Origin of the sequence: Streptomyces aurantiaciflavus (assembly GCF_049808595.1) — a bacterium.
Classification (GTDB): Bacteria; Actinomycetota; Actinomycetes; order Streptomycetales; family Streptomycetaceae; genus Streptomyces.
In genome coordinates this window covers 243,514-261,218 of record NZ_JBNCAQ010000006.1, presented here as the reverse complement: position 1 = coordinate 261,218, position 17,705 = coordinate 243,514, and the positions used below count along the sequence as shown (strand labels likewise).

The 17,705-nt window shown below is 71.1% G+C and carries 14 protein-coding genes; 10 read left to right on the top strand and 4 right to left on the bottom strand.

The genetic code is table 11. The annotated features are described in order from the left end of the window. Genes ACPT94_RS09200 through ACPT94_RS09185 form a run of 4 tightly spaced genes read right to left on the bottom strand, consistent with a single transcriptional unit; the run spans nt 1 to nt 5,585 of the window. Nucleotides 1-861, bottom strand: a complete 861-nt coding sequence (locus ACPT94_RS09200; protein WP_425245611.1) for a 2Fe-2S iron-sulfur cluster-binding protein — start codon at nt 859-861, stop codon at nt 1-3. Beyond that, nucleotides 858-2,684 (bottom strand): NADH-ubiquinone oxidoreductase-F iron-sulfur binding region domain-containing protein, encoded by a 1,827-nt coding sequence (locus tag ACPT94_RS09195; RefSeq protein WP_360329889.1) that lies wholly within the window; start codon nt 2,682-2,684, stop codon nt 858-860. Before ACPT94_RS09195 ends, ACPT94_RS09200 begins: the two co-directional genes overlap by 4 nt. Nucleotides 2,685-2,688: 4 nt before the next feature. Beyond that, nucleotides 2,689-4,617 carry a molybdopterin oxidoreductase family protein gene (locus ACPT94_RS09190; RefSeq protein WP_360329886.1) on the bottom strand — a complete coding sequence of 643 codons (1,929 nt, stop codon included), beginning with the start codon at nt 4,615-4,617 and terminating at the stop codon, nt 2,689-2,691. Then, nucleotides 4,614-5,585, bottom strand: a complete 972-nt coding sequence (locus ACPT94_RS09185) for a 2-dehydropantoate 2-reductase (protein WP_425245610.1) — start codon at nt 5,583-5,585, stop codon at nt 4,614-4,616. The genes ACPT94_RS09190 and ACPT94_RS09185 overlap by 4 nt, the downstream gene beginning before the upstream one ends. A 300-nt stretch (nt 5,586-5,885) precedes the next feature. On the opposite strand from ACPT94_RS09185, the gene ACPT94_RS09180 reads away from it, so the two are divergent. From ACPT94_RS09180 to ACPT94_RS09135, 10 genes are all read left to right on the top strand, one after another. Continuing rightward, nucleotides 5,886-7,241, top strand: coding sequence for an OFA family MFS transporter (locus tag ACPT94_RS09180; protein WP_360329881.1), 1,356 nt, complete (start codon nt 5,886-5,888; stop codon nt 7,239-7,241). Further along, nucleotides 7,192-7,344: an MFS transporter small subunit gene (locus tag ACPT94_RS09175; protein ID WP_360329878.1), complete on the top strand. Its 153-nt coding sequence runs from the start codon at nt 7,192-7,194 to the stop codon at nt 7,342-7,344. Before ACPT94_RS09180 ends, ACPT94_RS09175 begins: the two co-directional genes overlap by 50 nt. Nucleotides 7,345-7,538: 194 nt before the next feature. Next, nucleotides 7,539-8,486 (top strand): beta-ketoacyl-ACP synthase III, encoded by a 948-nt coding sequence (locus tag ACPT94_RS09170; RefSeq protein ID WP_360329875.1) that lies wholly within the window; start codon nt 7,539-7,541, stop codon nt 8,484-8,486. 160 nt (nt 8,487-8,646) lie between these two features. After that, on the top strand, nt 8,647-9,324 hold the full coding sequence (locus ACPT94_RS09165; RefSeq protein ID WP_360329872.1) for a GntR family transcriptional regulator: 678 nt from the start codon (nt 8,647-8,649) through the stop codon (nt 9,322-9,324). Between the two features lie 385 nt (nt 9,325-9,709). Next, nucleotides 9,710-10,891, top strand: coding sequence for an ROK family transcriptional regulator (locus ACPT94_RS09160; RefSeq protein ID WP_360329869.1), 1,182 nt, complete (start codon nt 9,710-9,712; stop codon nt 10,889-10,891). Between the two features lie 358 nt (nt 10,892-11,249). Further along, nucleotides 11,250-12,773, top strand: coding sequence for a sugar ABC transporter ATP-binding protein (locus ACPT94_RS09155; protein WP_360329866.1), 1,524 nt, complete (start codon nt 11,250-11,252; stop codon nt 12,771-12,773). Then, on the top strand, nt 12,770-13,786 hold the full coding sequence (locus ACPT94_RS09150) for an ABC transporter permease (RefSeq protein ID WP_360329864.1): 1,017 nt from the start codon (nt 12,770-12,772) through the stop codon (nt 13,784-13,786). The genes ACPT94_RS09155 and ACPT94_RS09150 overlap by 4 nt, the downstream gene beginning before the upstream one ends. 17 nt (nt 13,787-13,803) lie before the next feature. After that, nucleotides 13,804-14,862 (top strand): substrate-binding domain-containing protein, encoded by a 1,059-nt coding sequence (locus ACPT94_RS09145; RefSeq protein ID WP_360329861.1) that lies wholly within the window; start codon nt 13,804-13,806, stop codon nt 14,860-14,862. 553 nt (nt 14,863-15,415) lie between these two features. Beyond that, nucleotides 15,416-16,642, top strand: coding sequence for a Gfo/Idh/MocA family protein (locus ACPT94_RS09140; RefSeq protein ID WP_360329858.1), 1,227 nt, complete (start codon nt 15,416-15,418; stop codon nt 16,640-16,642). Nucleotides 16,643-16,656: 14 nt separating this feature from the next. After that, the gene (locus ACPT94_RS09135; protein ID WP_360329855.1) at nt 16,657-17,655 is read left to right on the top strand and encodes a sugar phosphate isomerase/epimerase family protein; all 999 of its coding nucleotides are present in this window, start codon (nt 16,657-16,659) and stop codon (nt 17,653-17,655) included. Nucleotides 17,656-17,705: the final 50 nt, after the last annotated feature.

The following is a 17,705-nucleotide window of genomic DNA, read 5'->3' as shown; positions in this document are numbered from 1 at the left end:
TCAGCCCCGGTTCTGTACGTGCTGGTAGCCGAAGCGGCCCTTGATGCAGAGGTTGCCGTGGGTCACCGGGTTGTCGTGCGGCGAGGTGACCTTCACGATCTCATTGTCCTGCACGTGCAGCGTCAGGTTGCAGCCCACTCCGCAGTACGCGCACACGGTCGTCGTCCGCGTCTGTGCCCCCTCGTCCCAGGTCCCGGCCGCCCGTCGGTCGAACTCCGACCTGAACGACAGCGCCCCCGTCGGGCACACCTCGATGCAGTTCCCGCAGTACACGCACGCCGAGTCGGTCAGCGGCGCGTCGTGCTCGACGGCGATCCGGGCGTCGAAACCGCGTCCCGAGACGGAGATCGCGAAGGTGTTCTGCCACTGGTCACCGCAGGCGTCGACGCACTTGTAGCAGAGGATGCACTTGTCGTAGTCACGGACGTACAGGTCGTTGTCGATCCTGGGTTCCTCGTCGACCCGGGCCGCGTCCGGGCCGAAGCGGTCGGGCTTCGCCTCGTACTCCTTGATCCACTCGGCGACCCGGGGTGTCGTGGACAGGTCGACCGAGGAGGCGAGCAGTTCGAGGACGATTCTGCGGCTGTGCCGGGCGCGCTCGGAGTCGGTGCGGACCTGCATACCGGGAGCCGCCGTGCGGGAGCACGCGGGGACGAGGGTGCGGGAGCCCTCGACCTCCACGACGCAGAGGCGGCAGGCGTTCTTCGGGGTGAGCGTGTCGCCCTGGCAGAGGGTCGGCACATCCTTCCCGGCCGCCCGGCACGCGTCCAGAATCGTCGAACCCTCGGGCGCGCGCACCGGCTCGCCGTCGATGGTGAACTCCAGCAGCCGGCGCGGGATCCCCAGCGGTGTCACGGTCATTCGTACGCCCCCAAGCGGTCGATGGCGGATTCCACGGCGTTCCACGCGGTCTGCCCCAGACCGCAGATCGAGGCGTCCCGCATCGCCCGGCCGACCTCCCTGAGCAGGGCGATGTCATCGGCGGCGGCCGCGCCCGTGCGCTGCGCGATCCGGTGCAGCGCCTCCTCCTGGCGCACGGTCCCGACCCGGCACGGCACGCACTGCCCGCACGACTCGTCGCGGAAGAACTCGGCGATGCGCAGCAGGAGCCGGGGGAGCGGGACCGAGTCGTCGAAGGCCATGACGACCCCGGAGCCGAGGGTCGTGCCCGCCTCACGGGTGCCTTCGAAGGTGAGAGGGATGTCCATCTCGTCGGGTCGTACGAAGCCGCCGGCCGCCCCGCCGAGCAGCACCGCGCGCAGCCGGTCGCGGACACCGGCCCGGGCGAGGAGCTCGCCCAGCGTCGCGCCGAACGGCACCTCGTAGACGCCGGGGCGCGCCACGCTGCCCGACACGCAGAACAGCTTCGGGCCGGTCGACTTCGCCGTGCCGATCGCGGCGTACGCCGACGCGCCCATGGTCAGGACGGGCAGGACGTTGACCAGCGTCTCCACGTTGTTCTCGACCGTCGGCTTGCCGAACAGGCCCTTCTCCACCGGGAACGGCGGCTTCGAGCGCGGCTCGCCCCGGTAGCCCTCGATGGAGTTGAACAGGGCCGTCTCCTCGCCGCAGATGTAGGCGCCCGCACCGCGCCGGATCTCGATGTCGAAGGCATAGCCCTGCCCGAGGACGTCGTCGCCGAGCAGACCACGGGCACGCGCCTGGTCGACGGCATATTGCATACGGTGTGTCGCTCGCGGATATTCGCCGCGGACATACAGGTATCCCTGGTGCGCGCCGATCGCATACGCCGCGATCGTCATCGCCTCGACGAGCGCGTACGGGTCGCCCTCCATCAGCACCCGGTCCTTGAAGGTGCCCGGCTCGGACTCGTCCGCGTTGCAGACCAGGTAGTGCGGATGGTCGGGCTGGGACGCCGTGGCCTGCCACTTGCGCCCGGTGGGGAAGGCGGCACCGCCGCGCCCGACCAGCCCCGAGTCGGTGACCTCGCGGATGACACCGGCGGGGCCGAGCGCGAAGGCGCGGCGCAGGGCCGAGTAGCCGCCGTGGGCGCGGTAGTCGTCGAGGGACGCGGGGTCGACGACACCGACGCGGCGCAGCAGGACGAGGCCCTCGCTCCCGGCCTGCGGGACCGCCGACACCGCGGGCGGTTCCTCCGGCGACGAGTCCGGCGCGGTCGCGGCCAGCACGGCCTCGCGTACCGTCGCCGGCGCCGACACCGCCGTACGCGCCGGATCGCCCGCCCTGATCGTGAGGGTGGCCGGGGCGCGTTCGCACAGGCCGAGGCAGGGGCTGCGGTCGACGTGGACGCCCGGGCCGAGGCCGGACTCGAGGCCGGCGCACAGTTCCTTCGCGCCGGCGGCCGTGCAGGCGAGGTCCGTACAGACGTGGAGGACGGTCGCGGGGCGGGGCTTCACGGAGAACATCGCGTAGAACGTCGCCACCCCGTACGCCTCCGCCGGTGGGACGGTCAGACGCCGGCAGAGGTAGTCGAGGGCGCCTTCGCTGATCCAGCCGACGCGGTCGTTGATCGCGTGCAGCCCCGGCAGCAGCAGGTCACGGCGATCGCGGGCCTCGCGGCCGCCGCGCGCCCACCTCAGGTCGGCGGCCGTCGTCCCCTCGCGGGCCGCCCCCTCCCACGACGACTCGGGAGGCCCCAACAGGGCGTCGACGGCGGCCCGTTCCTCGTCCGTCGGCTTGCTGTCGCCGAAGTGCAGGTCCACGCCGTCACCTCACGTAGGTAGGAGCCGCGAGCTTCTCGATCCGGATCGCCGACGCCTTGAACTCCGCCGTCCCCGCGATCGGGCAGTTGGCCTCGATCGTCAGCTGGTTGGTGTCCACCTCGTCGGGAAAATGCATGGTCATGAAGGCGAGCCCGGGCCGCAGCGCGGTGTCGATCCACACCGGCGCCACCACCGACCCGCGCCGCGACGACACCCGGACCTCCTCGCCGACGACGACCCCGAGGTGCTCGGCGTCCTCCGGGCACAGCTCGACGTACTCGCCGCGCCGCAGCGGGGAGGCGTAACCGCCGCTCTGCACGCCGGTGTTGTAGGAGTCCAGCCGCCTGCCGGTGGTCAGCCGGATCGGATACTCCTCGTCCGTGAGGTCGACCGGCGGATCGTGCTGCACGATCCCGAACGGCGCCCGCCTGCCCCGCCGTCCGGGATCGGTCTCCCACAACCGGCCGTGCAGGTAGCTCGGCTCCAGACGCTCGGTGCTCGGGCACGGCCACTGGATGCCCTGATGCTGCTCCAGCCGGTCGTACGTCATCCCGTAGTGGTCCGGCGACACCGAGCGCAGCTCGTTCCACACGGTCTCCGCGTCGGCGTACTTGAAGTCGTGGCCGAGGCGGGCCGCCAGGTCGCAGAGGATGTCGATGTCCTCGCGGGCCTCACCGGGAGGTGTCACCGCGCGGCGTACGCGCTGGACCCGCCGTTCGCTGTTGGTGGTCGTGCCCTCGGTCTCCGCCCAGCCGGCGGTCGCGGGCAGCACCACGTCCGCCAGCTCGGCCGTCTTCGTGAGGAAGATGTCCTGGACGACGAGGAAGTCCAGCGCCTTCAGCCGCCGTACGGCCTGCTCGCTGTCGGCCTCCGACTGCGCCGGGTTCTCGCCGATGCAGTAGACGGCCTTCAGGGTGCCGTCCTCCATCGCCTCGAACATCTCCGTCAGGTTCAGCCCGTAGTGCGGCTGGATGACGGTGTCCCAGGCCGACTCGAACTTCAGTCGGACGTCCGGGTCGAGGATGTCCTGGAAGCCGGGCAGACGGTTGGGGATCGCGCCCATGTCGCCGCCGCCCTGGACGTTGTTCTGGCCGCGCAGGGGCTGAAGTCCCGAGCCGTAGCGGCCGACGTGGCCGGTGAGCAGGGAGAGGTTGATCAGCGCGCGGACGTTGTCGGTGCCGTTGTGGTGCTCGGTGATGCCGAGGGTCCAGCACAGCTGGGCGCGCTCGGCGCGGGCGTAGGCGTGTGCCAGCTCCCGTATGGCGGCGGCCGGTACGCCGGTCACCTTCTCGGCCAGCGACAGCGTCCACGGCTCGACCAGCGCCTTGTACTCCTCGAAGCCGCTGGTCGCCCGCTCGATGAACGCGTGGTTCGCGAGGCCGGCGTGGATGATCTCCCGGCCGATCGCGTGGGCCATCGGGATGTCGGTGCCGACGTTGAGCCCCAGCCAGCTCTCCGCCCACGCGGCGGTGGACGTCCGTCGCGGGTCGACCGCATACAGTCGACCGCCGTTCCTGATCCCCTTCAGTACATGCTGGAAGAAGATCGGATGCGCGAACCGGGCGTTGGACCCCCACATCACGATGACGTCCGTGTGCTCGATCTCCTCGTACGACGACGTCCCGCCGCCGGAGCCGAAGGCGGCCGACAGGCCCGCGACGCTGGGGGCGTGACAGGTGCGGTTGCAGGAGTCGACGTTGTTGGTGCCCATGACGACCCGGGCGAACTTCTGCGCCACGTAGTTCATCTCGTTGGTCGCGCGGGCGCAGGAGAACATGCCGAACGCCCCGCGCGCGGCGGCCAGGCCCCGGGCGGCCCGGTCCAGCGCCTCGTCCCAGCTCGCCTGCCGGAAGGGTCCGTCGCGGGAGTCGCGCACGAGGGGGTGGGTGAGCCGGGTGTAGGTCTTCGGTCCGCGGTTCCTCGTCCTCTTCATGCGGCGCTCCTCAGCGCGAGCAGGTCCGAGATGGCGTGCACGGTGCGCAGGGTGGGCACCTCCACGCCGGTGATCTCCGCCAACTCGACGACGGCCGCGAGGAGGACGTCGAGTTCGAGCGGCTTGCCCCGCTCCAGGTCCTGGAGCGTGGAGGTGCGGTGGTCGCCGACGCGCTCCGCGCCCGCGAGCCGACGTTCGATGGAGACGCCCACCTCACAGCCGAGGGCCTCCGCGACCGTGAGCGTCTCGCGCATCATCGTCTCGATGACCTGGCGGGTGCCGCCGTGCAGACACATCTGCCGCATGGTGGCGCGGGCGAGCGCGCTGATCGGGTTGAAGGAGATGTTGCCCAGCAGCTTGAGCCAGATGTCGTTGCGCAGGTGGGGCTCGACCGGGCACTTCAGCCCGCCCGCCCGCATGGCCTCGCTGAAGGTGAGGCAGCGCGCGGAGACGCTGCGGTCGGGTTCACCGACCGAGAACCGGGTGCCTTCCAAGTGCCGTACGAGGCCCGGTCCTTCGAGTTCGGTGGCGGCGTACACCACGCAGCCGACGGCCCGTTCGGGCGCGAGCACCGCACTGACCCCGCCGCCGGGGTCCACGCTCTCGACGCGGTGGCCGTCGTAGGGGCCGCCGTGCCGGTGGAAGTACCACCAGGGGATGCCGTTCTGGGCGGCGACCACCGCCGTCGTCTCGTGCAGAAGGGGCTCGATCAGCGGCCCGCACGCCGCGTACGAGTGGGCCTTCAGGCCGAGGAAGACGTAGTCGACCGGGCCGATCTCGGCCGGGTCGTCGGTGGCGTGGGCGCGGGCGGTGAAGTCGCCGCGTGGGCTGAGCACCCGCACCCCGTGCCGCCTCATGGCCGCGAGATGCGGTCCACGGGCGACGAGGTGCACATCGGCGCCGGCGCGATGGAGCGCGGCACCGACGTAGGCGCCGATCGCACCGGCGCCGAGGACTGCGACTTTCATGGTGAGGGAGCTCCGTTCGGTCGAGGGTACCGAGGAACTGCCGAACACTGTCGACGGAATATTGTCTACAGTATGGGGGTTGGGGCGGCAAGGGGTCACGTAGGGGTCGCGTAGGCGGTTGGCGCCGTGCCGTCGGCCCCCCAGGTGACGGTCCCTCATCGGACTTCATCGGAGCGCCGTCACCCGGCGAGGAAAACCCGTCGCGGGTCGACCGCTCGTCGCAGCCCGCATACCGTTCACCGCATACCGTCGACGCGCCGCCTTTTCAACGAGCGTGATCCTTCCTACCGTTCGGGACTCATGAGTCCCCCCATCGCGCCGCCCGGCTGGAGCCGCTGGCTCGTCCCCCCGGCCGCCCTCTCGGTCCACCTCTCCATCGGGCAGGCCTACGCCTGGTCCGTCTTCAAGCCGCCGCTCGAATCCGCGCTCGGCCTCAGCGGCACACAGAGCGCGCTGCCCTTCCAGCTCGCCATCGTCATGCTGGGCTTGTCCGCCGCCTTCGGCGGCACGCTCGTCGAACGCAACGGCCCGCGCTGGGCGATGACCGTCGCCCTTGTCTGCTTCTCGTCCGGCTTCCTGATCTCCGCGCTCGGCGCCGCCACCGAGCAGTACTGGCTGATCGTGCTCGGCTACGGCTTCGTCGGCGGCATCGGCCTCGGCATCGGGTACATCTCGCCCGTCTCCACACTGATCAAGTGGTTCCCGGACCGGCCCGGCATGGCCACCGGCATCGCCATCATGGGCTTCGGCGGCGGCGCGCTCATCGCCTCGCCCTGGTCGGCGCAGATGCTGGAGTCGTTCGGCGCGGACCACTCGGGGATCGCGCTCGCGTTCCTCGTCCACGGGATCTCGTATGCGGTCTTCATGACGCTGGGCGTCCTCCTGGTGCGGGTGCCGCGCGTCACGGGGCCCGCCACGGGCGGCGGGCCGAGCGCCGCACAGGGCGTCCAGGTCTCGGCCCGCAGCGCGGTGCGCACCCCGCAGTTCTGGTGCCTGTGGGTCGTGCTCTGCATGAACGTGACCGCCGGCATCGGCATCCTGGAGAAGGCCGCCCCCATGATCACGGACTTCTTCGCCGACACCTCCACCCCGGTGTCCGTGACGGCCGCCGCGGGCTTCGTCGCCCTGCTGTCCGCGGCCAACATGGCCGGCCGCATCGGCTGGTCGTCCACCTCGGACCTGATCGGCCGCAAGAACATCTACCGCGTCTACCTGGGCGTCGGCGCCCTGATGTACGCGCTGATCGCCCTGGTCGGAGACTCCTCCAAGCCGCTGTTCATCCTGTGCGCGCTGGTGATCCTCTCCTTCTACGGCGGCGGCTTCGCCACGATCCCCGCCTATCTGAAGGACCTGTTCGGGACCTACCAGGTCGGCGCGATCCACGGGCGGCTGCTCACCGCCTGGTCCACGGCCGGTGTCCTCGGCCCGCTGATCGTGAACTGGATCGCCGACCGGCAGGAGGAGGCCGGCAAGCACGGCTCGTCCCTCTACACCCTCTCCCTGTTCATCATGATCGGGCTGCTCGCCGTCGGCTTCGTCGCCAACGAGCTCGTCCGGCCCGTCCCCGCCCGCCACCACCACGTCCCCGCCCCCAGGGAGGCCGCCGATGTCGCACCACAGCAGCCCCACCAGCCCCAGCAGCCCGAGTCCGCCTGACCGGCGGCCGCTGATCGCCTTCGCCTGGCTGTGGGTGGGGGCACCGCTCGCCTACGGGCTGTACGAGCTCGTACGGAAGGCGACGCAGCTGTTCACCGGATAGCCGCGCGGCGGCCGGGCCGGTGCCGTGTCGCACGTCCGGGGGGTGAACCGCTCGGGTGTCCTCGGGTGGCCGTGGGTTAGAGGGAAGCCGACAACCCCGGCACCCGTTTCCTGTCGCTTCACGCGCCCGCGTACCCGTGAGTCACTGACCAGACTGGTGAATCCCGCTACCCACGGCACCGAGGGGATCACCCAATGAACGGCTCGCGCATCGTCGCCGTCGGCCACTACCAGCCCGCCAAGGTACTCACCAACGGGGACCTGGCGGGCATGGTCGACACCAGTGACGAGTGGATCAGGAGCCGGGTGGGCATCCGGACGCGCCACATCGCCGGGCCCGACGAGCCCGTGGACGAGTTGGCCGCGCACGCCGCCGCCAAGGCGCTCGCCGCGGCCGGCCGCGCGCCCGCCGACATCGACCTGGTGCTGGTCGCCACCTCCACGGCCGTGGACCGTTCGCCCAACATGGCCGCCCGGGTCGCCGCGCGCCTCGGCATCCCGCGGCCCGCCGCGATGGACGTCAACGTCGTGTGCGCCGGGTTCACCCACGCGCTGGCCACCGCCGACCACACCGTGCGGGCGGGCGCCGCTCACCGGGCCCTGGTGATCGGGGCGGACAAGATGTCCGAGGTGACGGACTGGAGCGACCGCACCACCTGCGTGCTCGTCGGGGACGGGGCGGGCGCGGCCGTGGTCGAGGCCTGTCCGGCCGGTGCCGAGCCCGGTATCGCGCCGGTGCTGTGGGGGTCGGTGCCCGAGATGGGGCACGCGGTGCGCATCGAGGGGCAGCCGGCCCGGTTCGCGCAGGAGGGGCAGAGCGTCTACCGCTGGGCGACCACCCAACTGCCGCCGCTCGCCCGGGAGGCCTGCGAACGGGCGGGACTCTCTCCCGAGGACCTCGCCGCCGTCGTCCTGCACCAGGCGAACCTGCGCATCATCGAGCCCCTCGCGGAGAAGATCGGCGCCGTCAACGCGGTCGTCGCCCGCGATGTCACCGAATCGGGGAACACCTCCGCGGCCAGTATTCCGCTCGCCTTCTCCAAGCTGGTGGAGCGTGGCGCGATCTCCACCGGCGACCCGGTGCTGCTGTTCGGCTTCGGCGGGAACCTTTCGTACGCGGGGCAGGTCGTACGCTGCCCGTGAGCGGCCGTGTCGTACGGCCGCGAGGTGGCCGAGCGGCGGTGTGACGCGCTCAACTGCGCCCGGCCCTGGCTACAGTGAGCCGTAGACTGTAGACGAAAGACAATCGATACTGGCTTTCCGGCCGCAGGCGCCCGGTGCTGCCCAGGAGGGGGACCGACCGATGTTGTCGACAGGACTGCCGCAGGGTGCGGTGCCCAAGCTCGAACGCCCCGGCCCGCTGCGTGAGCGCGTCTACGAGGCGCTGCTCGAACTCATCACCACCCGTGCGCTGCAGCCCGGCCAGCACCTCGTCGAGAGTGAACTCGCCGGGCACCTCGGCGTCTCCCGCCAGCCCGTGCGTGAGGCGCTGCAGCGGCTGAACACCGAGGGATGGGTCGACCTGCGTCCCGCCCAGGGCGCCTTCGTGCACGAACCCACCGAGGAGGAGGCCGACCAACTCCTCACCGTGCGCACCCTGTTGGAGGCCGAGGCCGCCCGGCTCGCCGCCAAGAACGCGGACAAGTCCGGCATCGAGGCCCTGGACGAGATCGTGGCGCAGGGCATGCTGGCCGTCGCCTCCGACAACGTGGACGGCGCCGTCGCCCTCAACGCCCGCTTCCACGCGAAGATCATGGAGCTCGCGGGCAACGCGGTCCTCGCCGAACTGGCGGCGCAGGTCGACCGCAGGGTGCGCTGGTACTACACGCCGGTCGCGCGACAGCGTGGACACCAGTCCTGGATCGAGCACCGGGATCTGATCGCCGCGATCGTGGAGCGCGACGAGCAGCGCGCCACGCAGCTCATGCGGGAGCACACGGAGCACACACGCCGCTCCTACCACGCGCGTCAGGGGGCGTAGAGGCGCTGGGGCGTCGAGGGATTACATACGGTCGACACGAGCCGGGGAGAGGGCTGCGGGCTGTATGCGGTCGACGGGGTGCAGGCGGATGCCTGCCGGCGGACTGCATACGGTTGCCGGTGATCAGTAGCCGGACCGGCGGCCGTATACACACTCCGGAAACGGGCGCCCGGCCCCCACAAACCCCTCCCCGAGGCGCCCGTCCCCAGAAGCGCACGGCCTCCCCTCTTCCTGGGCCGCCTGGACACTCCTTTGTCCTGTGAGTGGAGAAAGTTCACGGCAATCCGTGCACGACTTCTTCCCACCCCCGGCAACCACTGCTACGTTCCCCTCGAAAGCCCGACAGCAGGCGGCCGATTGAGGCGGGGAGGGGATCGTGAGACGTATGACGGCGCGACCCGCGAACGCGCATCAGGCCCGGCTGCTCAAGCTGTTGCGCGACGGCGGCCCCAACTCCCGTGCTCAGTTGGGCGATCAGATCGACCTGTCACGGTCCAAGCTGGCCGTGGAGGTGGACCGGTTGCTGGAGACGGGACTGGTCGTCGCCGACGGGCTCGCCGCCTCGCGCGGCGGCCGTCGCTCCCACAACGTCCGGCTCCACCCCGGACTGCGCTTCCTCGGCGTGGACATCGGCGCGACCTCGGTCGACGTCGCGGTCACGAACGCCGAACTGGAAACCCTCGGACACCTCAACCAGCCCCTCGACGTGCGTGAGGGACCGGTCGCGGTCTTCGAGCAAGTTCTCGCCATGGCAGCGAAGTTGAGGGCGACGGGACTCGCCGAGGGCTTCGACGGCGCCGGCATCGGCGTTCCCGGCCCGGTCCGCTTCCCCGAGGGCGTACCGGTCGCTCCGCCGATCATGCCCGGCTGGGACGGCTTCCCCGTGCGGGAGGCGCTCAGCCAGGAACTCGGCTGCCCGGTCATGGTCGACAACGACGTGAACCTGATGGCGATGGGGGAGCAGCACGCGGGCGTCGCCCGCTCCGTGGGCGACTTCCTCTGCGTCAAGATCGGCACCGGCATCGGCTGCGGCATCGTCGTCGGCGGCCAGGTCTACCGCGGGACGACCGGCAGCGCCGGCGACATCGGGCACATCCAGGCCGTGCCCGACGGCCGTCCCTGCGCCTGCGGCAACCGGGGATGCCTGGAAGCCCACTTCAGCGGCGCGGCCCTGGCCCGCGACGCGGTGGAGGCGGCCCAGCAGGGCCTCTCGGCGGAACTCGCGACCCGGCTGGAGACGAACGGCGTCCTCACCGCCGCCGACGTCGCCGCCGCGGCCGCCGCGGGCGACGCCACCTCCCTCGACCTCATCCGCGAGGGCGGCAACCGCGTCGGCCAGGTCATCGCCGGACTCGTCTCGTTCTTCAACCCCGGCCTGGTGGTGATCGGCGGCGGGGTGACCGGCCTCGGCCACACCCTGCTCGCCGCCATCCGCACCCAGGTCTACCGCCAGTCACTGCCCCTCGCGACCGGCAACCTGCCCATCGTCCTGGGGGAGTTGGGCCCCACCGCCGGCGTGATCGGCGCGGCCCGCCTGATCAGCGACCACCTGTTCTCACCCGCGTAGACACCGACTCCGTACGGCACGACCGCAGTACACCATCCGCGTACGGCACACCCGCAGATCACCAACCGCATACGGCATACCGCAGACGCTCCGTTTCGCATACGCCATACGGCAGCCCCCCATCGCATACGGCATACCGCAGACACTTCGTCGCATACGACATACCGCAGACCCCTCATCGCATACGACATACCGCGCAACCCCCCACCCGCGCACGGCACCCACACCCCACCAGCACCCTCCTCGCCCCACACCACCAGCACACCAGCACAGCGCCCTGCTCTGCCCTGCCCGGAAACGCCCGACACCCCGCGTTCCGCCCTGACTCCGGCCCGCATGCCCGCCGAGGGGAACCCACATGGCACCAGAACCACCGCTGCTCAGCATGTCCGGCATCACCAAGTCGTTCCCCGGAGTCCGGGCCCTGGACGGCGTCGACCTCGACGTCCAGGCCGGCGAAGTGCACTGCCTGCTCGGCCAGAACGGAGCCGGCAAGTCGACCCTCATCAAGGTCCTGGCCGGCGCCCACCAGCCCGACGGCGGCACCATCCGCTGGTGCGGCGAGGACGTCACCCTGCGCTCACCCATAGCCGCCATGCGCCTCGGCATCGCCACCATCTACCAGGAACTCGACCTGGTGGAGCACCTGTCGGTGGCCGAGAACGTCCACCTCGGCCACGAACCCACGACCGCCGGCTTCGTCGTACGGGGAAAGGCGGCTCGCACCTCAACAGCAGCTCTGCTCCGGCGACTGGGGCACCCGGAGATCGATCCCGCCCGTCTGGTGGGCGAGTTGTCGGCGGCCCAGCAGCAGATCGTGTCCATGGCGCGGGCCCTCTCGCACGACGTCCGGCTGATCGTGATGGACGAGCCGTCCGCCGCCCTCGACCCCGACGAGGTCGACAACCTCTTCCGTATCGTCGGCGACCTCACGGCCGACGGAGTCGCCGTCGTCTACATCTCGCATCGGCTGGAGGAGATCCGACGCATCGGCGACCGGGTGACCGTGCTGAAGGACGGCCGGGCGGTGGCCGGGGGACTGCCCGCGAAGACGACGCCGACCCGTGAGGTCGTCGCGCTGATGACGGGACGCAACGTCGAGTACGTCTTCCCCGAGCGGCCGGTGACCGACGCGGCGACGACCGGGGAGCCGCTGCTGGAGGTGCGCGGTCTCGCCCGGGACGGCGAGTTCGAGGCCCTCGACCTGACCCTGCGCCCCGGGGAGATCGTCGGCCTCGCCGGACTGGTCGGCTCGGGACGCTCCGAGATCCTGGAGACGATCTACGGCGCCCGCAAGGCGACGGCCGGTCAGGTCATCGTGGACGGGAGCCCGTTGCGGCCGGGCAGTGTGCGGGCGGCCGTACGCGCCGGGCTCGGTCTCGCCCCCGAGGAACGCAAGGCCCAGGCCCTGCTGATGCTGGAGTCCGTCACCCGGAACGTCTCCGTCTCCTCCCTCTCCCGCTTCTCGCGTGCCGGCTGGATCGACCGCGGCGCCGAACGCGGCGCGGCCCGGGCGGCCACCCGCGAGCTGTCGCTGCGGCCCGACAACCCGTCCGTGCCGGTGCGCACCCTGTCCGGCGGCAACCAGCAGAAGGCCGTCCTGGCGCGCTGGCTGCTGCGGGGCTGCCGTGTGCTGCTGCTGGACGAACCCACCCGAGGCGTCGACGTCGGCGCCCGCGCCGAACTGTATGCAGTCGTCCGTCGACTGGCTGATGAAGGCCTCGGCGTGCTGCTGGTATCCAGCGAGGTCCCCGAGGTGCTCGGCCTCGCCGACCGTGTCCTGGTGCTCCGCGAGGGTCGCGTCGTCCACACCGCGCCCGCCCGTGAGCTCGACGAACACCGCGTACTCGACCTCGTCATGGAAGGAAGCCCGGCGTCATGACGCAGCCCGTCTCCCCACCGCGGGGCAGCACCGACAAGGTGCCCCAGGTCCACCTCCCCGCCTGGCGCGGCCTCATGGCCCGCGCCGACGTCCGCACCCTCTCCCTCCTCGGGGTGCTGGCCGCGCTGATCGTGATCGGCGGCGTCACCAAGCCCGACGAGTTCCTCGACAGCCGCAACCTCCAACTCGTCCTCACCCAGGCCTCGGTGATCGGTGTCGTGACCGTCGGGATGACCTTCGTCATCACCTCCGGCGGCATCGACCTCTCCGTCGGCGCCATCGTCGCCCTCGCCTCCGTGTGGGCGACCACCGTCGCCACCCAGGAGTACGGCTTCGGCGGCATCCTCTTCACCTCGGTCCTCGTCGGCCTCGGCTGCGGCCTGGTCAACGGGCTGCTCATCGCGTACGGCGGGATGGTCCCGTTCATCGCCACGCTCGCCATGCTCGCCTCGGCCCGCGGGCTCGCCCTGCAGATCACCGATGGCAAGACGCAGATCGTCACCGTCGACGGCATCCTCGACCTCGGTGAGCGCGACGCGTACGTGCTCGGCGTGCCGCCCCTCGTCATGGTGTTCGCGGTCGTGACGGTCATCGGCTGGCTGGTGCTGAACCGCACCACCTTCGGCCGGCGCACCGTCGCCGTCGGCGGCAACGCGGAGGCCGCCCGGCTCGCCGGCATCGACGTACGCCGCCAGCGGCTCTACCTCTACCTGCTGTCCGGACTGTGCTGCGGCATCGCCGCCTTCCTGCTGATCATCCTGTCCGGCTCGGGCCAGAACACCAACGGCAATCTCTACGAACTCGACGCCATCGCCGCCGCCATCATCGGCGGCACCCTGCTCAGCGGCGGCCGCGGCACCATCACCGGCTCCGTGCTCGGCGTCCTGATCTTCACCACGATCACCAACATCTTCGCCCTGAACAACCTGCAGAGCGACGTCCAGCAGATCGCCAAGGGCGCGATCATCGTCGCCGCCGTGCTGGTCCAGCGCCGTACCGCGAGCACGACCTGAGGAAAGGGTTCACCGCCATGCCAGAGCCGACGTTCACGAGCCGCTTCACCAGTCGCAGAGGACTGCTCTTCGGGACCGCCGCCGTCTCGGCCGGTGCCCTCCTCACAGGTTGCACCAGCAATGAGCCCAAGGACGAGGAGCCGGCCGCGAACGACCGGCCGGCCGCCGACGACAAGCCCGGCAAGCAGGTCACCATCGGATTCGCCGGCCCCCAGGCCGACCACGGCTGGCTCAACGCCATCAACGACAACGCCAAGAACCGGGCGAAGAAGTACTCCGACGTGACCCTGGAGATCACCGAGGGTTCGAACGACACCGCCCAGCAGATCGGCCAGATCGAGACCCTCATCAACAAGAAGGTCGACGTCCTGGTCGTCCTGCCCGCCGACGGCAAGGCCCTCACCCAGGTCGGCCTGAAGGCGATGCGCGCGGGCATCCCCGTCATCAACCTCGACCGGATCTTCAACTCCCCGCAGGCATACCGCTGTTGGATCGGCGGCGACAACTACGGCATGGGCCTCAACGCCGGCCACTACATCGGCGAGAAGCTCAAGGGGAAGTCCGACGCGCGCGTCGTCGAGCTCGCCGGCCTGGACAACCTGGAGCTCACCCAGCAGCGCAGCCAGGGCTTCGACGACGCCCTGAAGAACTACCCCAACATCAAGAAGGTGGCCCGCCAGGCCGCCGAGTTCACGGTGGAGTCCGGGCAGGCCAAGATGGCCCAACTCCTGCAGGCGCAGTCGAAGTTCGACGCCCTGTGGAACCATGACGACGACCAGGGCGTGGGCGCGCTGCGCGCCATCGAACAGGCCGGCCGCGACGACTTCCTCATGGTCGGCGGGGCGGGCGCCCTCTCCGCCTTCCAGGCGATCAAACAGGACAGCGGCGTCCTGAAGGCCACCGTCCTCTACCCACCCACCATGGCCGCCTCCGCCATCGACCTCGCCCGCGCTCTCGGTCAGAGCAAGGGCGTCGGCGGCCTCGCCGAGTACGAGATCCCGGCGTCGATCACCCTCTACTCGGCCGTCGTCGACAAGGAGAACGTCGACCAGTACATGTCGACCGGGTTCCGGTGAGGGCCGCGGTCCCCCCGGAGCCGGGCGGCGGCCCCGGGGCCGTGCGAGGGACTGCGGGCAGCCGACCCGGATGGGGCGCGCACGCTGTTCCCGGGCGGCCCGGGCCGCGGCTGCGGGCTTCTGGGGCACGAACTTCCCGCGTACGGCCTCCGCGACGACGGCCTTCCGGGTTCCGGTGCGCTTCGAGCGGTGGCCCCGAGCCCCTCGCCGCGTGGAGGCCAGGCGTGCCGGGTGACGCCACAGGTCCGAGCGAACCCGTGCGGCCCGCCCGGAACACGGCCCCAGCTTCTCGGCCCGCACCTCCCTCGACAACCCGCAGCCACGCACCGGCGAAGGCAGGCGCCGTCCGGCGAGGCGCACCGCCGGGGCGAGCCCGTGCCGTCCACCGGCCGGAGGCCCTCGATCGACCTCGGCCCCGGGCCCGCCCCGCCCCACAGCCTGGGCCCACCCGCGCGACCGCCTTCCCCTGAGGCGCCCGTACACGAACCGCCCGCGCCATCCACCGCGCAGGCCCCACCCCCCACCGCGCCACGACGACGAGGAGGACCCCTGCATGGAACAGCCGCAGCAGTCAGCGGGACCGGAGCAGGCCGGCACCGAGGCCGGCAAGCCACCGCTGCGCGTCGGCATGGTCGGCTACGCGTTCATGGGCGCCGCCCACTCGCAGGGCTGGCGCACCGCGGGCCGTGTCTTCGACCTGCCCCGCCGCCCGGTGCTCGCCGCGCTCTGCGGCCGTGACGCGGCCGCCGTGCGGGCGGCGGCCGACCGGCACGGCTGGGCGGCGACCGAGACCGACTGGCGGGCGCTGATCGAACGCGACGACATCGACCTCGTCGACATCTGCACGCCCGGCGACAGCCACGCCGAGATCGCCGTCGCCGCCCTGGCCGCAGGCAAGCACGTCCTGTGCGAAAAGCCCCTCGCGAACACCGTCGAGGAGGCCGAGACGATGTCCCGCGCCGCCGAAGCCGCCTACCAGCGAGGTCAGTCGGCGATGGTCGGCTTCAACTACCGCAGGGTTCCCGCCATCGCACTGGCCCGGCGGATGGTCGCCGAGGGGCGACTCGGCACGCTACGCCATGTGCGGGTGACGTACCTCCAGGACTGGCTCAACGACCCCGATTTCCCGCTCACTTGGCGCCTGCGCAAGGAACTCGCCGGCTCCGGCTCCCTCGGCGACCTGGGCGCCCACATCGTGGACCTCGCCCAGCATCTGGCCGGGGAGCGGCTGGCCGGCGTCTCCGCGCTCACCGAGACCTTCGTACGACTGCGGCCGCTGCCCGGCGGAACGACCAGCGGACTGGCCGCATCGGGAGCGGGCGCAGGCACCGGCACGGTCACCGTCGACGACGCCGCCCTGTTCACCGGCCGCTTCGCCTCAGGCGCCCTCGCCTCCTTCGAGGCCACCCGCTACGCCACCGGCCGCAAGAACGCCCTGCGTCTCGAACTCAACGGAGAACTCGGCTCGTTGGCCTTCGACCTGGAACGCCTCAACGAGCTGTGGTTCCACGACGCCACCGAACCGGGCACACACGCCGGCTTCCGCCGCATCCTCGTCACCGAACCCGACCACCCCTACCTGGACGCCTGGTGGCCCCCGGGCCACGGCCTCGGCTACGAGCACACCTTCGTCCACCAGGCCCGCGACCTCGTCCACGCCATCGCCGAGGGCCGCCGGCCCGAACCCTCCTTCGCCGACGGACTCCAGGTCCAGCGCGTCCTCGCGGCGGTGGAGGAGAGCGCCGAGAAGAACTCCGCCTACACCCCGATCGCCGACTGAGGAGGGCTCGGAGAATGCCCCGCAGGTTCACGCTCTTCACCGGCCAGTGGGCCGACCTGCCCCTGGAAGAGGTCTGCCGCCTCGCCCGCGACTTCGGCTACGACGGCCTCGAACTCGCCTGCTGGGGCGACCACTTCGAGGTCGACAAGGCCCTCGCCGACCCGGCGTACCTCGACTCCAGGCGGACGTTGCTCGACAAGTACGGCCTGAAGTGCTGGGCCGTCTCCAACCACCTGGTGGGACAGGCGGTCTGCGACGCCATCATCGACGAACGTCACCAAGCCATCCTGCCCGCCCGCATCTGGGGCGACGGCGAACCGGAGGGCGTCCGGCGGCGGGCCGCCGCCGAGATCGCCGACACCGCGCGCGCCGCGGCCGCCTTCGGCGTCGACACGGTCATCGGCTTCACCGGGTCCGCCATCTGGCACCTGGTCGCCATGTTCCCGCCCGCCCCGGAGACGATGATCGAGCGCGGCTACGAGGACTTCGCCGAGCGCTGGAACCCGATCCTCGACGTCTTCGACGCGGAGGGCGTGCGGTTCGCGCACGAGGTCCACCCGAGCGAGATTGCATACGATTACTGGACGACTGTACGCACGCTGGATGCAGTCGACCGTCGACCGGCTTTCGGCCTCAACTTCGACCCCAGCCACTTCGTCTGGCAGGACCTGGACCCGGTCGGCTTCCTGTGGGACTTCCGCGACCGCATCTACCACGTGGACTGCAAGGAGGCCCGTAAGCGCCTCGACGGCCGCAACGGCCGGCTCGGCTCCCACCTGCCCTGGGGCGACCCGCGCCGCGGCTGGGACTTCGTGTCCGCCGGCCACGGCGACGTCCCCTGGGAGGACGTCTTCCGCATGCTGCGCTCGATCGACTACCGGGGCCCCGTCTCCGTGGAGTGGGAGGACGCCGGCATGGACCGGCTCCAGGGCGCCCCCGAGGCCCTGGCCCGTCTCAAGGCTTACGACTTCGAGCCACCGTCGGCCTCCTTCGACGCGGCGTTCGGCAACTGATCCCCACGCGACCGCTCTTCCGTCTCCGGGATGACGGCGCATCCCGGCGC

Coding starts and splice junctions, on each gene's coding strand:
- ACPT94_RS09200 (WP_425245611.1), bottom strand. CDS start 861: ATGACCGTGACACCGCTGGGGATCCCGCGCCGGCTGCTGGAGTTCACC.
- ACPT94_RS09190 (WP_360329886.1), bottom strand. CDS start 4,617: ATGAAGAGGACGAGGAACCGCGGACCGAAGACCTACACCCGGCTCACC.
- ACPT94_RS09185 (WP_425245610.1), bottom strand. CDS start 5,585: ATGAAAGTCGCAGTCCTCGGCGCCGGTGCGATCGGCGCCTACGTCGGT.
- ACPT94_RS09180 (WP_360329881.1), top strand. CDS start 5,886: ATGAGTCCCCCCATCGCGCCGCCCGGCTGGAGCCGCTGGCTCGTCCCC.
- ACPT94_RS09175 (WP_360329878.1), top strand. CDS start 7,192: ATGTCGCACCACAGCAGCCCCACCAGCCCCAGCAGCCCGAGTCCGCCT.
- ACPT94_RS09170 (WP_360329875.1), top strand. CDS start 7,539: ATGAACGGCTCGCGCATCGTCGCCGTCGGCCACTACCAGCCCGCCAAG.
- ACPT94_RS09165 (WP_360329872.1), top strand. CDS start 8,647: ATGTTGTCGACAGGACTGCCGCAGGGTGCGGTGCCCAAGCTCGAACGC.
- ACPT94_RS09160 (WP_360329869.1), top strand. CDS start 9,710: ATGACGGCGCGACCCGCGAACGCGCATCAGGCCCGGCTGCTCAAGCTG.
- ACPT94_RS09155 (WP_360329866.1), top strand. CDS start 11,250: ATGGCACCAGAACCACCGCTGCTCAGCATGTCCGGCATCACCAAGTCG.
- ACPT94_RS09150 (WP_360329864.1), top strand. CDS start 12,770: ATGACGCAGCCCGTCTCCCCACCGCGGGGCAGCACCGACAAGGTGCCC.
- ACPT94_RS09145 (WP_360329861.1), top strand. CDS start 13,804: ATGCCAGAGCCGACGTTCACGAGCCGCTTCACCAGTCGCAGAGGACTG.
- ACPT94_RS09140 (WP_360329858.1), top strand. CDS start 15,416: ATGGAACAGCCGCAGCAGTCAGCGGGACCGGAGCAGGCCGGCACCGAG.
- ACPT94_RS09135 (WP_360329855.1), top strand. CDS start 16,657: ATGCCCCGCAGGTTCACGCTCTTCACCGGCCAGTGGGCCGACCTGCCC.